Below are 12746 nucleotides of genomic sequence, written 5' to 3'. Positions count from 1 at the left end.
CGATGATGGCGCAGTATCTCGAGATCAAAGAGGCCCATGCCGACGCCCTGCTGTTCTACCGTATGGGCGATTTCTACGAGATGTTCTTCGAGGACGCCGTCAACGCCGCCGAAGCGCTGGACATCGCCCTGACCAAGCGCGGCAAACACAATGGTAACGATATCCCGATGTGTGGTGTCCCGGTGCATGCGGCCGAGGGCTATTTGCTGACCCTCATCCGCAAAGGGTTCCGCGTGGCCGTTTGCGAACAGATGGAAAGCCCGGCGGAAGCGAAGAAAAGAGGCTCTAAATCGGTGGTAAAGCGCGATGTCGTGCGACTGGTGACGCCCGGCACGCTGACCGAAGACGTCCTGCTGGAAGCCCGCCGCCACAACTTTCTGGCCACTTATGCCGAGGTCCGGGATGAGGCCGCACTCGCCTGGGCCGATATCTCGACTGGGGCGTTTCACGTGATGCCTTTGACCTCCGTTCGCCTCAGCCCCGAGCTAGCTCGGCTCGCCCCATCCGAGCTGATCGTCGCCGACGGGATGGAGCAGTCGCTGAACGAAACCGTCCGCGACCTTGGGATTTCTCTGACGCCTGTCGGGCGAGCCAGTTTCGACAGTACCGCGGCGGAAAAACGCATCTGCGGGCTGTTTCACGTGGGCGCGCTGGAGGCGTTCGGGTCTTTTGGCCGGGCAGAGATTTCCGCCATGGGCGCCCTGATCGACTATCTTGAGATCACGCAGAAGGGCAAACTGCCCCTCCTGCAAACGCCCTTGAAGGAATCCGAAGACCGCGTGGTACAGATCGACGCCGCCACGCGCCGCAATCTGGAGCTGACCCGGTCTCTGTCGGGCGGTCGTGTCGGATCGTTGTTGTCGGTGGTCGACCGCACCGTCACACCCGGCGGGGCACGATTGCTGGAACAGCGCCTCTCAAGCCCGTCTCGCAATCTGGATGTGATCCACTCCCGTCTCGACGCCGTCAGCTTTGCCGCCGAAGACAGCCTGATCGTCTCGGACCTGCGCGAGGCCCTGCGCAAAACCCCCGATCTGGACCGCGCCCTGTCTCGCCTGTCGCTTGAACGTGGCGGGCCTCGCGATCTGGCCGCCATCCGCAACGGCCTGACCCAAGCCGCTGCAATTGCGGGCATTTGCGAAGGGCAGAATCTTCCGGTCCTGCTGGGAACTGCCTTGCAAAACCTTGTTGGCTTCGACGACCTCCTGAACCTGCTAGATGAGGCTTTGGTGGCCGAACCGCCCCTGCTGGCCCGCGACGGAGGTTTCATCGCTCCCAGTTTTGACCCCGAACTGGACGAAGCGCGCACCCTGCGCGACGAAGGCCGATCTGTCATTGCCGGGTTTCAGCAGAAATATGCGGAACACACCGGCATCACCTCGCTGAAGATCAAGCACAACAATGTCCTGGGCTATTTCATCGAAACAACGGCCACCCATGCCGAGAAGATGTTGAACCCGCCATTCTCCGAGACCTATATCCATCGCCAAACCACCGCCAATCAGGTGCGGTTTACCACCGTCGAACTCTCGGAAATCGAAACCCGTATCCTGAATGCTGGAAATCTGGCTTTGGAGGTCGAAAAGCGGCTCTATAAAAGGCTTTCTGACGAAACTCTGACCCTTGCCGCCCGACTGAACCAAGCCGCCCGAGGGCTGGCCGAGCTGGATCTGACCACAGCCCTTGCCGACCTTGCGCGTGGTGAGAACTGGTGCCGCCCACAAGTCGACACTTCGCGCGCCTTTGAGGTTCAGGGAGGACGCCACCCGGTGGTCGAACACGCGCTGCGCCAGCAAAGCGGCGATGCCTTCGTCGCGAATGACTGCGATCTCAGTGCCGAAGACGGGGCCGCAATTTGGCTGCTGACCGGTCCCAACATGGCCGGTAAATCAACCTTCCTCCGCCAGAACGCTCTGATCGCCCTACTGGCCCAAATGGGCAGCTACGTCCCTGCGGAACAGGCCCATATCGGCCTTGTCAGCCAGCTTTTCAGCCGTGTCGGAGCATCAGACGATCTCGCCCGAGGCCGCTCGACCTTCATGGTCGAAATGGTCGAAACTGCCGCCATTCTGAACCAGGCCGATGACCGCGCACTGGTCATTCTGGATGAAATCGGCCGCGGCACCGCCACCTATGACGGCCTCTCCATCGCCTGGGCCACGCTGGAGCACCTGCACGCCGCCAACCAATGCCGCGCCTTGTTTGCCACGCATTACCACGAGCTCACTGCGCTTGCTGGAAAGCTCAAGGGCGTCGACAACGCCACCGTGGCCGTGAAGGAATGGGAAGGCGAAGTCATCTTCCTGCACGAGGTCCACAAAGGCGCCGCCGACCGGTCCTATGGCGTGCAAGTCGCCCAATTGGCAGGTCTGCCTGCCTCAGTCGTCGAACGTGCCCGCATCGTATTGGATCAACTGGAAAAAACCGAGCGTGAGGGCGGTAAACAAAAATCCCTGATCGACGACCTTCCGCTATTCTCTGCCGCTCCGCCACCGCCGCCGCCTGCACCGAAAGCCTCACCGGTCGCAGACATGCTGAACGACATCCTGCCAGACGAGCTGACCCCCCGCGAAGCACTCGACTTGATCTACAAACTGAAAGAGGCGGCCAAATCCTGACCGCCCCTTCTTCTGTTCAAAAATACCTCCGCCGGAGGCTTGGCCTCGCAGAGGCCAATCAGCTCGCAGGTGTCGACGACACACCGACCTGCGCCGGGCGCAGCAAACGGTCGTGCAACATAAACCCTTCTGCAGAGACCTGAATGATGTCCCCTGCGCGGGTTCCAGGCACTGGCGCTTCAAACATCGCCTCATGCACATTCGGGTCGAACCGATCCCCAACCTCGGGCGTGATCACTTCGATCCCGTGCTTCTGAAATACGTCCTTAAGCGCGCGCATTGTCAGCTCAACACCTTCCAGCAAACCAGCAGCCACTTCTTTCTGCTCATCGGTCGCTGCTTCAAGCGCGCGTTTCATGTTGTCATAAACCGGCAGCATGTCGCGTGCCAGTTTCGACCCACCATATTGCTCCGCGTCCCGACGGGCCTTGTCGCCACGCTTGCGCGCGTTTTCCGCGTCAGCCAAAGCGCGCATGAACTTGTCTTTGTAGTCATCCCGCTCGGCGCGCAACTCATCCAGTTCCAGCGCCTCGTCGCTGATCTCAGCGAACTCTTCGGCCAATTCTTCCGCTTCGGCCGCCATGATGTCGTCCAGAAATTCTTCGTTCTTGGGCTCTGCCATCTCTTACCCTCTAGCTCCGGTCGGATATCAGCTTGCCGACCAGTTGCGCCGTATAATCCACGATCGGCACGATCCGTCCATAATTCAAACGTGTGGGTCCGATGACCCCAACCGCACCAATTATCTTACGATCAGCGTTCATATAAGGAGACACCACCAAAGAGGAACCCGAAAGTGAGAAAAGTTTGTTCTCTGACCCAATAAAAATGCGCACACCCTCACCTTCCTCGGTCAATTCAAGGAATTCGGCAATGTCGCGCTTGCGTTCCAGATCATCGAACAGGGTGCGAATACGGTCCAACTCCTCGGCCTCGCCCGAATCCGCCAAAAGATTCGCCCGACCGCGTACGATCAGACGGGCTGAGTCGCTTCCATCCCCGTCCCAGGCCGCAATCCCGCTTTCCACCATCTCGCGGGCCAGAATGTCGATCTCTTGTTTGCGAGCGTCAATCTGCGACAGCATCTGACGGCGCACCTCGCTGAGGGTTCGCCCCTCGATCAGTGCATTGAGGAAATTCGCCGCCTCTCGCATCGAACTGGGCGTCTGACCCGGCGGCGGCGTGAAAAGCCGGTTTTCGACATGCCCGTCCGAGAACACCAGAACCACCAGCGCCCGGTCATGCGCCAAGGAAACAAACTCGATATGCTTGATCTCGGCCTCATGTTTTGGCGTCAGAACCAGCGACGCGCCATGTGTCACGTGTGACAAGGCCGAGCCCACGCGATCCAGCATTCCGCCAACATCGCCTGCGTTAGAGCCTAAAGTCTCATCCAGCTTCTGCCGATCGTCGGCGCCCAGATCGCCGACCTCAAGCAAACCGTCCACAAACATCCGCAGCCCCTGCTGCGTCGGAATTCGTCCTGCAGACACGTGAGGGCTGTCCAGCAGACCCAGAAACTCAAGATCCTGCATCACATTGCGCACGGTTGCGGCACTGACTTTTTCGGAAAGGGTCCGTGTCAGGGTGCGGCTTCCCACCGGCTCACCGCTTTCCAGATAGCTTTCGACGATCAGCCGAAACACCTCACGCGACCGGTCGTTCATCTCTGACAGAATTCTGCTGGCTTCGCTCATTCTCGGTCCCCTGCTGGACTGCCATTAAATCGCAGGTAAATGAAAGGTCAATCGGGGTTGCATCGTAATGCCGCAGGACGTTATCCCCAACCCAGCAAACAAAGGAATTCCCATGCGACCCTCAGGACGTGATCTAAACGAAATGCGCGCCGTTTCAATCGAGACGGGCTTCACCAAACATGCCGAAGGGTCTTGCCTGATCAAGATGGGCGACACTCATGTGCTGTGCACCGCTACGATCGAGGATCGCGTGCCGCCCTTCATCAAGGGTTCGGGCCTGGGTTGGGTCACCGCCGAATACGGCATGCTGCCCCGCGCAACCAACACCCGGATGCGGCGTGAGGCTGCCTCGGGCAAGCAAGGTGGTCGTACCGTCGAAATCCAGCGCCTGATCGGTCGCGCCCTACGCGCCGGCGTCGACCGGGTTGCATTGGGTGAGCGTCAGATCACCGTCGATTGTGATGTCATCCAGGCGGATGGTGGCACCCGCTGCGCCTCGATCACCGGTGGCTGGGTGGCGCTGCGTCTGGCCGTGAACAAGCTGATGAAAGCGGGCGATGTGATCTCGGATCCCTTGGTAGACCCTGTTGCAGCTGTGTCCTGTGGTATCTACGCCGGTCAACCGGTGCTGGACCTCGACTACCCCGAAGACAGCGAGGCGGGCGTGGATGGCAACTTCATCATGACCGGCTCGGGCAAACTAATCGAAGTACAGATGAGCGCCGAAGGCTCGGTCTTCAGCCGCGCGCAGATGGATCAACTGATGGATCTGGCCGAAAAAGGTGTGGGTGAGCTGGCAGCCGCCCAAAAGGCCGCCACAGCATGACCCGCAAGTTCGACGGCGACAGGCTACTGGTCGCCACACACAACAAAGGCAAGCTTGAGGAGATGGCACATCTCCTCAACCCCTTTGGCGTGACCGTGGTCGGCGCGGCAGAAATGAACCTGCCCGAACCGGTCGAGACCGAGGATACATTCGTCGGCAATGCCCGGATCAAAGCGCATGCTGCCGCCAAGGCCACCGGCCTGCCTGCCCTGTCGGACGATTCCGGGATCACCATCGACGCGCTGGACGGTGCGCCGGGCGTCTATACGGCCGACTGGGCCGAAACCGACAATGGCCGCGATTTCATGATGGCCATGACCCGTGCCAACAACGAACTAGAGGCCAAGAACGCCCCTCACCCGCGCTCCGCGCAGTTCCGCTGCACATTGGTTCTGGCCTGGCCCGACGGTCATGACGAAGTGTTCGAGGGCATCGCGCCCGGTCATCTCGTCTGGCCAATCCGTGGCAAGGACGGCTTCGGTTATGACCCTATGTTTGTCCCCGAAGGCCACGACATTACCTTTGCCGAGATGGATCGTTGGGAAAAGAACAAGATCAGCCATCGCGGTCGCGCGGTGGAGATGTTCGTGAAGGGCTGCTTTGGCGGATGATTGGCGCAATGGGGGCTTTGGCCTTTATGTGCATTGGCCTTTTTGCGAGGCCAAGTGCCCCTATTGCGATTTCAACAGCCATGTTTCGAAAAATATTGATCAAAAACAATGGCTTGATTCTTATCTAGACGAACTGCGCCGATCAGCCAGTGAAACGCCCGACAGGGTTCTCAATACGATCTTCTTTGGCGGTGGCACCCCGTCACTGATGAACCCCGACACCGTTTCAGCCGTCATTGACGAAGCCCGCAGCCTCTGGCGACCCGCCAACGATATGGAAATATCGCTCGAGGCCAACCCTGGCTCGGTCGAGGCCGGGCGCTTTGCCGCCTATCGTGACGCTGGCGTCAATCGGATTTCGATGGGTGTGCAGGCGCTGAATGATGAAGACCTCCGCCGCTTGGGTCGCATCCATACGGTCGCCGAAGCACGCGCTGCTTTCGACATCGCGCGCGCCTGTTTCGACCGCGTCAGTTTTGATTTGATCTACGCGCGCCAACATCAAACCCTAGAAGCTTGGCAGGCCGAGTTGACCGAAGCACTGTCGATGGCTGTCGATCACCTGTCGCTCTATCAACTGACCATCGAAGAAGGCACCGCCTTTGGGGATCGCTATGCGGTCGGTAAGTTGCGCGGTTTGCCCGAGGATGACCACGCCGCCGATATGTATCTGGCCACGCAAGAGATCTGCGAGGCGCACGGCCTGCCCGCCTATGAAGTCTCCAACCATGCCCGCCCCGGCGCCGAGTCACAGCACAACCAGATCTATTGGCGCTATGGCGACTATGTTGGTATCGGACCCGGCGCGCATGGCCGTGTCACTTTGAACGGACGTAAATTCGCGACGGAGACCCATTTGTCGCCAAATACCTGGCTAAATGCGGTTTCCAACGGATCCGGAGAAAGTGATCGAACCGAGGTTCTTCCGGTGGAACAGGCAGCTGAATACCTTATGATGTGTCTGCGGTTGACTGAAGGCCTAGATATGGAGAGATTCAGCGCTCTCTCTGGGCACCCTCTCCCCAAAGACAAGCTCGACTCTCTGGCCGACCTTGGCATGGTAAAGCTGTCAGACACGCATCTGAAGGCAACCAAAGACGGGCGTGCCGTTCTGAATGCGGTCATCCGCGAGTTGTTGGAGTAACCAATGCAGTACCTCTGGGCCGGTCTTGGTTTGCTCTGCGTCGCGCTCGCCATGGTCGGAGTGGTTTTGCCCCTGCTCCCAACCGTTCCCTTTCTGCTTCTGGCCGCGTTTTTCTTTGCCCGCTCATCGTCCCGGCTGCACAATTGGCTTCTGACCCATCAGGTGTTTGGTCCAATGATTATCGATTGGCAAAGCTCCGGGGCGATCCGTCCGAGCGCAAAAAAGGCGGCCACCGTGTCGGTCGCCGCCGTATTTGGCATCTCGGTTCTGCTGTCTTTACCGTCCTACGTCCTGATCATTCAGGCCGTGGTTCTGAGCGGCGTCATGATCTTTATCTGGACCCGCCCTAACGGCTGAGCTTAGCGCAAAGATCGTCCAACTGATCCAGGTTTTCATAGGTCAAAACAACCTGACCCGTTTCTGTCCCCGCTTTGTGGTTGATCGAAACCTTCATAGCCAAGATGGCCGAAAGGTCTTTCTCCAACGCGCGGGTATCTGCATCTTTGCCTGCATTCAGATCCCGAGACCTCGGTGCGGGACGATCACCTGAGGCCTGCTGTTGCTTTTTCACCAGGGCTTCTGTGGCTCGCACCGAAAGCCCCTCTTTCACGACCTGCTTGGCCAGCTCGGATGGATTCTCGGCTGTGATCAAAGCCCTTGCATGACCGGCGGATAATTTCCCTTCGATCACAAGGGCTTGCACATCCATAGGTAGAGACAGAAGTCGCAAGAGGTTAGCGATATGGCTGCGACTTTTACCCAAAGCCTCGGCCAGTTTCTCCTGCGTGTGGCCGAAACGATCCATGAGCTGCTTGTAACCAGCCGCTTCTTCGACGGAATTGAGGTCCGCCCGTTGGATATTCTCGATAATCGCGACTTCCAGAACCTCGGTATCATCAAAATCGCGAACAATGACTGGAATATCATGCAGTTGCGCCATTTGCGCGGCGCGCCAACGGCGTTCCCCCGCAACGATTTCATACTCTCCGGCACCGATCGACCGCACGATCAATGGTTGGATGATTCCCTTTTCCTTGACCGAGGATGCCAATTCATCCAACTGCTCCGGCTGGAAAGTCCGGCGCGGCTGGTTCGGGTTTGCCTTCAGCTTTTCGATTGGAACCGTCATATCCGGCCGACGCGGCTCAGCCGGTGAGCGTCCATCGGTTTCCTGCGTGACATCCGCCATAAGGGCCGAAAGACCGCGGCCAAGACCCCTGGGTTTCGCTTTTTTGGCGCTCATGTCGCCCTCCTCATTGTCGCTTAAGCGGCGACTTTGTTGTTCTTGTGCATGACTTCGCGGGCCAGATGGCGATATGCCATCGCCCCAAGCGAGCCCGAGTCATATTGCAAAACTGGCAACGCGTAAGATGGTGCCTCACTGACCCGCACATTTCTGGGTATCTTGGTCTTAAAGACCATCTCACCCAAATTGTCACGCGCGTCTTTTTCGACCTGACGGGACAAGTTGTTGCGGTTGTCATACATTGTCAACACAATACCTTCGATTCTCAGATCCGGGTTCGCAGTTTGGCGAACCTCTCGGATCGTCAGCATCAGCTGAGACAAACCCTCCAGAGCGAAGAACTCGCTCTGCAATGGAACAAGAACCGAATGCGAGGCGACCATCGCGTTCACCGTCAGCAGGTTCAAGGACGGTGGGCAGTCAATCAACACGAAATCCAGCTCGAATCCATCTATTGAGGTTTGTCGCAATGCATCATGCAACAAGTAGCTGCGTTTTTCGTTCGAAATCAGTTCGATATCTGCCGAACTCAGATCGACAGTGGCCGGAATGACGAAAAGACCACCTATCTCAGTCTCTTGTATGACCGCCTCGAGCGGTGCGTCGTCCAAAATAAGATCGTACGTGGTCCAATCTCGGTCTTCGACACCCAATCCAGTCGACGCGTTGCCCTGCGGATCGAGATCAACAACCAGAACCCGGCAGCCAGCTTCGGCCAAACCCGCAGCCAGATTGATCGCCGTCGTGGTTTTCCCAACTCCACCCTTCTGATTGGCAACCGCAATTATCCGGGGCCCTGAAGGACGAGAAAGATCAACCACGAGATACTCCTTTGATTTTAAGGATTACGGCTTGGGGCTCTGTTAAACTTGTAATCGGCTCAACATCGAATTTCCATTCTTCCTGAGCCTCTGACAGTTCTTTTTTCCAGTTCGCGCCTTTCGGCAACAAAGCAGTTCCGTTCTCGCTTAAATGCCTGTCACAAAAGGACAATAATGTGCGCAGATCTGCCAAAGCACGGGCCGATAGAATATCCGCTTCAAGTGGCTCAACGGATTCGATTCGCTTTGAGATGACCTGACACGTCACCCCGCATTCGCGAGCAACGTTCCTCAGGAATGCTGATTTTCTCTGATCACTTTCAACAAATTGGAAACGGGTGTTTGGCGACTCTTCCAGTGCCATAATCGCACACACCATCCCCGGAAATCCGCCTCCAGTTCCGATATCAACCCAGGTATCTGCGGCCATTGCACATCGGAATACCTGGACGGAATCCAGAATATGTCGATCCCAGATATCCTCCAGACTGTTCCTTGAGACTAGATTGATCTTGGGATTCCAACGCTTCAGCAGCTCCACATACGTATCCAGCCGGTCGAATGTTTCACGTGAAACATCGAACTTGGAAAATTCAGGCTTCATGCTTGTTTAACTTTTTGATCGCGCCGAAGTTTTGCCAAAACCAAGGTCAAGGCCGCGGGTGTAACGCCTTCTACCCTACTGGCCTGAGCAATATTTCCGGGTTTTGTCTGAGACAGCTTTTGCTTCATTTCAGATGAAAGGCCATCTAAAGCAAAATAGTCGAAATCCCTGGGAATCTGATAGGATTCATCCCTCTTCATCGCTTCGACATCCCGCTGCTGCCGTGCGATGTAGTTTGCGTAAAGCGCATCCCTAGCGACCTGAAGCCGGATATCTGGCGTCACCATATCCAGCTCGGGTATCAAGGGCAGCAGGTCCTCAAAAGCCACATCCGGAAAAGCCAGAATCGCCATGCCATCACGCCTATTGCCGTCCTGATTAACATTGATGCCAGCGGCCAAAACCTCTTTTGGCGTATAGGTTCTATCGCTCAGAAGCGATTTCGCGTCGTTCAACTTGTCCATCTTTTTTGTGAAAGCTTGTCGACGTCCGCTTCCAACGCAACCCAACTGCAACCCAATAGGCGTCAAACGCTGATCTGCATTATCTGCTCGAAGTGACAATCTGAACTCTGCACGAGAGGTGAACATCCGATACGGTTCTGCAACGCCTCGGGTGGTAAGATCATCTATCATGACACCGATATAGCTATCGGCGCGAGTGAAATGGATCGGTTCCCGACCCTGAACAGCCAAAGCAGCATTGAGGCCAGCAACCATACCCTGAGCGGCAGCCTCCTCATATCCTGTGGTTCCGTTGATCTGACCCGCTAGATATAGGCCTGGAATCTCGGGCAAGGCCAAAGAAGCTGATAAGACACGGGGGTCTATATAGTCGTACTCGATGGCATAACCGGGTTGCAGGATATCAGCATTCTCTAGCCCTTTGATCGAACGAACATATTGTAACTGCACATCCTGCGGCAGAGACGTTGAAATACCATTGGGGTATATCGTATGGTCATTCACCCCTTCGGGCTCAAGGAAGATCTGATGCGAGTCTTTCTCTGCAAACCGAACAATCTTGTCTTCGATCGACGGGCAATATCTTGGACCAACACCATCGATATGCCCGCCATACATCGCTGACTTGCTTAGATTCTTTTCAATTATTTCATGTGTCTGAGCGTTCGTATGGGTGATTCCACACGAAATCTGAGGCGCGACAACCGAAGTCGATAGGAACGAGAACAAGGTTGGCTCGTCGTCGCCGTCCTGACGCTCCAACCCTGACCAATCAATTGTGCGTCCATCCAGCCTCGGTGGGGTTCCCGTCTTCAACCGTCCAGTTGGAAGGTCATATGCATCCAAACGTTCCGCCAATCTGACGGAAGGGCGATCTCCCATGCGACCTCCGGGTCGCGAGACATCTCCGATGTGAATGACCCCTCGAAGGAACGTGCCGGACGTAAGAATGACTGACTTTGCTGAGATTTCTGACCCGTCGTCCAACCTAACGCCGGCGACACGATCCTGTGTCATCAGAAAGTCTACGACTTCGCCAACAATAACAGACAGGTTTTCTTGCCTATCCGTTTCCTTTTGCATCGCTGCTCGGTAAAGCGCCCTATCCGCTTGCGTCCTTGGACCCTGAACTGCTGGCCCTTTTCGGCGGTTTAGCAGCCGGAACTGTATCCCTGCTTGGTCTGCAACACGTCCCATGACGCCTTCCAGGGCATCTATCTCGCGAACCAAGTGGCCTTTACCCAATCCTCCGATTGCAGGATTGCAGGACATCACACCGATATCTGCGGCAGATAGCGTGACCAATGCTGTCGAAACACCCATTCGGGCTGCAGCATGCGCAGCCTCGGTGCCCGCGTGCCCCGCGCCAATGACGACTACATCGAAGTCTGAATGTTTCACGTGAAACACTCCCTATTTTCCCAGACAGAAGCTCGAGAATATTTCATCTAACAGATCCTCAACGCCTATTCTGCCCACCAAAGATTCAAGTGCACGGATCGCAGTGCGCATCTCTTCTGCTGCTATATCATACAAGTCTGGACCCGATTCCAGAACCGACATTGCCGCAGTCAGAGCGTCCAAAGCTTTAATCAAAGCAGTACGATGGCGTTCTCGTGTTGCAATACCATGGCTAGTGGTACGATCACTCAGTACACGCGATATGTTGGATATCAGCTGATCAATCCCCTGACCCGTTTTCCCGGAAACCCCACCGTCTTCTGGGTTTCGAAGGTCCGCTTTCGGTGCCACCTGAATATCATCTGGCTGAATATCAACACCAAGATGCAACGGTTCGTCAGACAGGAACACACGCAGATCGGCAGCTTCAGCGCGTTTCTTAGCCAATGCGATACCAAGACTTTCTACGTGGTCCTCCGTATCACGCAGCCCGGCAGTGTCCAGTAGTGTCACTGGGAGTCCTGCCAGATCCATTCGGACTTCGATGACGTCCCGCGTTGTCCCCGCATATTCTGATGTAATTGCAGCGTCTCGCCCCGCCAAAGCATTCAGCAAGGTAGACTTGCCCGCGTTGGGAAGGCCGACGATTGCAACTTCAAAGCCGGTTCGGATGCGTTCCGCGATCTGAACGCCATCTGCTTCGCGCTTCAAATCCGCCATGACGCCCGAGATCAGCTCGCGCACCTCGGGGGTGACATCTGTCGGAACCTCTTCATCGGCAAAGTCGATCACAGCCTCCAACAGAGAAGCAGCTCGGATCAGGTCCCTCCTCCATCGCTCGGCAAGGTTTCCCAACTCACCAGCGAGGATCGTTTGCGCCTGTTTCCGTTGGGCTTCCGTCTCGGCGTCGATCAAATCGGCAAGGCCTTCGACCTGGGCCAAATCCATCTTGCCGTTTTCCAACGCGCGGCGGGTGAACTCTCCGGGTTCGGCAAGGCGCAGACCGTCCGTTTCCGACAAGCAGCGCATGACAGCATTGACCGAGGCCGTACTTCCGTGAATCTGCAACTCAGCCACATCTTCACCGGTGAAGCTGGCCGGAGCCTTGAAGGTCAATACCAGACCATCATCCAGACGAGCACCGTCAGCATCCCGCAAAACCCGCAACGACATCCCACGTGCCGGAAGCGCGCCGCCGGTCATCCCCGCCGCCGCTCGATGCGCGTCAGGACCAGAGAGGCGGATGACCGCCACCCCTGCTTTGCCTTGCGCGCTGGCCAAGGCGAATATCGTATCCATTCGAAGGCCTCGCGT

12 protein-coding genes are annotated in these 12746 nt (G+C 56.8%); 5 read left to right on the top strand and 7 right to left on the bottom strand.

What is annotated here, in order from left to right; translation table 11 throughout:
* Nucleotides 1-2 precede the first annotated feature (2 nt).
* Nucleotides 3-2618, top strand: coding sequence for a DNA mismatch repair protein MutS (gene mutS, locus ACR0I8_RS04040; RefSeq protein ID WP_170689661.1), 2616 nt, complete (start codon nt 3-5; stop codon nt 2616-2618).
* A gap of 58 nt (nt 2619-2676) precedes the next feature.
* On the opposite strand, the gene ACR0I8_RS04035 is transcribed toward mutS, so the two are convergent.
* Together ACR0I8_RS04035 and hrcA are read right to left on the bottom strand one after the other, a co-directional pair.
* Nucleotides 2677-3240, bottom strand: coding sequence for a nucleotide exchange factor GrpE (locus tag ACR0I8_RS04035; protein ID WP_170470713.1), 564 nt, complete (start codon nt 3238-3240; stop codon nt 2677-2679).
* 10 nt (nt 3241-3250) lie between these two features.
* Nucleotides 3251-4315: a heat-inducible transcriptional repressor HrcA gene (gene hrcA, locus ACR0I8_RS04030; protein ID WP_170380211.1), complete on the bottom strand. Its 1065-nt coding sequence runs from the start codon at nt 4313-4315 to the stop codon at nt 3251-3253.
* Nucleotides 4316-4427: 112 nt separating this feature from the next.
* Here hrcA and rph point away from each other — a divergent pair, with 112 nt between their 5' ends.
* The 4 genes from rph to ACR0I8_RS04010 are packed head-to-tail and all read left to right on the top strand — an operon-like array spanning nt 4428 to nt 7253.
* Nucleotides 4428-5141 carry a ribonuclease PH gene (gene rph / locus ACR0I8_RS04025; RefSeq protein WP_170412685.1) on the top strand — a complete coding sequence of 238 codons (714 nt, stop codon included), beginning with the start codon at nt 4428-4430 and terminating at the stop codon, nt 5139-5141.
* The gene (rdgB, locus tag ACR0I8_RS04020; protein ID WP_170689558.1) at nt 5138-5752 is read left to right on the top strand and encodes an RdgB/HAM1 family non-canonical purine NTP pyrophosphatase; all 615 of its coding nucleotides are present in this window, start codon (nt 5138-5140) and stop codon (nt 5750-5752) included. The genes rph and rdgB overlap by 4 nt, the downstream gene beginning before the upstream one ends.
* The gene (gene hemW, locus ACR0I8_RS04015) at nt 5742-6896 is read left to right on the top strand and encodes a radical SAM family heme chaperone HemW (protein WP_170689560.1); all 1155 of its coding nucleotides are present in this window, start codon (nt 5742-5744) and stop codon (nt 6894-6896) included. The genes rdgB and hemW overlap by 11 nt, the downstream gene beginning before the upstream one ends.
* A 3-nt stretch (nt 6897-6899) precedes the next feature.
* Nucleotides 6900-7253, top strand: coding sequence for a YbaN family protein (locus ACR0I8_RS04010; RefSeq protein WP_170660972.1), 354 nt, complete (start codon nt 6900-6902; stop codon nt 7251-7253).
* On the opposite strand, the gene ACR0I8_RS04005 is transcribed toward ACR0I8_RS04010, so the two are convergent.
* From ACR0I8_RS04005 to mnmE, 5 genes are read right to left on the bottom strand one after another with little or no spacing between them, the layout of a single operon-like run.
* Entirely contained in the window at nt 7243-8139 is an 897-nt protein-coding gene (locus tag ACR0I8_RS04005) for a ParB/RepB/Spo0J family partition protein (protein ID WP_170689562.1), read from the bottom strand. The genes ACR0I8_RS04010 and ACR0I8_RS04005 overlap by 11 nt on opposite strands.
* Before the next feature lie 20 nt (nt 8140-8159).
* Nucleotides 8160-8963, bottom strand: coding sequence for a ParA family protein (locus ACR0I8_RS04000; protein WP_170380205.1), 804 nt, complete (start codon nt 8961-8963; stop codon nt 8160-8162).
* Entirely contained in the window at nt 8956-9567 is a 612-nt protein-coding gene (gene rsmG / locus ACR0I8_RS03995) for a 16S rRNA (guanine(527)-N(7))-methyltransferase RsmG (RefSeq protein ID WP_170689564.1), read from the bottom strand. The genes ACR0I8_RS04000 and rsmG overlap by 8 nt, the downstream gene beginning before the upstream one ends.
* Nucleotides 9564-11432 carry a tRNA uridine-5-carboxymethylaminomethyl(34) synthesis enzyme MnmG gene (gene mnmG, locus ACR0I8_RS03990; RefSeq protein WP_170689565.1) on the bottom strand — a complete coding sequence of 623 codons (1869 nt, stop codon included), beginning with the start codon at nt 11430-11432 and terminating at the stop codon, nt 9564-9566. The genes rsmG and mnmG overlap by 4 nt, the downstream gene beginning before the upstream one ends.
* A gap of 12 nt (nt 11433-11444) precedes the next feature.
* Nucleotides 11445-12731 carry a tRNA uridine-5-carboxymethylaminomethyl(34) synthesis GTPase MnmE gene (mnmE, locus tag ACR0I8_RS03985; protein ID WP_170689567.1) on the bottom strand — a complete coding sequence of 429 codons (1287 nt, stop codon included), beginning with the start codon at nt 12729-12731 and terminating at the stop codon, nt 11445-11447.
* Nucleotides 12732-12746 lie beyond the last annotated feature (15 nt).

The organism is Ruegeria sp. BG9, assembly GCF_056538305.1.
The sequence above is the reverse complement of the archived record's forward strand: the minus strand, read 5'-3'. Positions and strand labels throughout refer to the sequence as shown.

What these genes read in the sequence shown, in the direction of transcription:
- ACR0I8_RS04010 (WP_170660972.1), top strand. Translation starts at nt 6,900, where the DNA reads ATGCAGTACCTCTGGGCCGGTCTTGGTTTGCTCTGCGTCGCGCTCGCC.
- ACR0I8_RS04035 (WP_170470713.1), bottom strand. Translation starts at nt 3,240, where the DNA reads ATGGCAGAGCCCAAGAACGAAGAATTTCTGGACGACATCATGGCGGCC.
- rph (WP_170412685.1), top strand. Translation starts at nt 4,428, where the DNA reads ATGCGACCCTCAGGACGTGATCTAAACGAAATGCGCGCCGTTTCAATC.
- rdgB (WP_170689558.1), top strand. Translation starts at nt 5,138, where the DNA reads ATGACCCGCAAGTTCGACGGCGACAGGCTACTGGTCGCCACACACAAC.
- hrcA (WP_170380211.1), bottom strand. Translation starts at nt 4,315, where the DNA reads ATGAGCGAAGCCAGCAGAATTCTGTCAGAGATGAACGACCGGTCGCGT.
- mnmE (WP_170689567.1), bottom strand. Translation starts at nt 12,731, where the DNA reads ATGGATACGATATTCGCCTTGGCCAGCGCGCAAGGCAAAGCAGGGGTG.
- mutS (WP_170689661.1), top strand. Translation starts at nt 3, where the DNA reads ATGATGGCGCAGTATCTCGAGATCAAAGAGGCCCATGCCGACGCCCTG.
- rsmG (WP_170689564.1), bottom strand. Translation starts at nt 9,567, where the DNA reads ATGAAGCCTGAATTTTCCAAGTTCGATGTTTCACGTGAAACATTCGAC.
- ACR0I8_RS04005 (WP_170689562.1), bottom strand. Translation starts at nt 8,139, where the DNA reads ATGAGCGCCAAAAAAGCGAAACCCAGGGGTCTTGGCCGCGGTCTTTCG.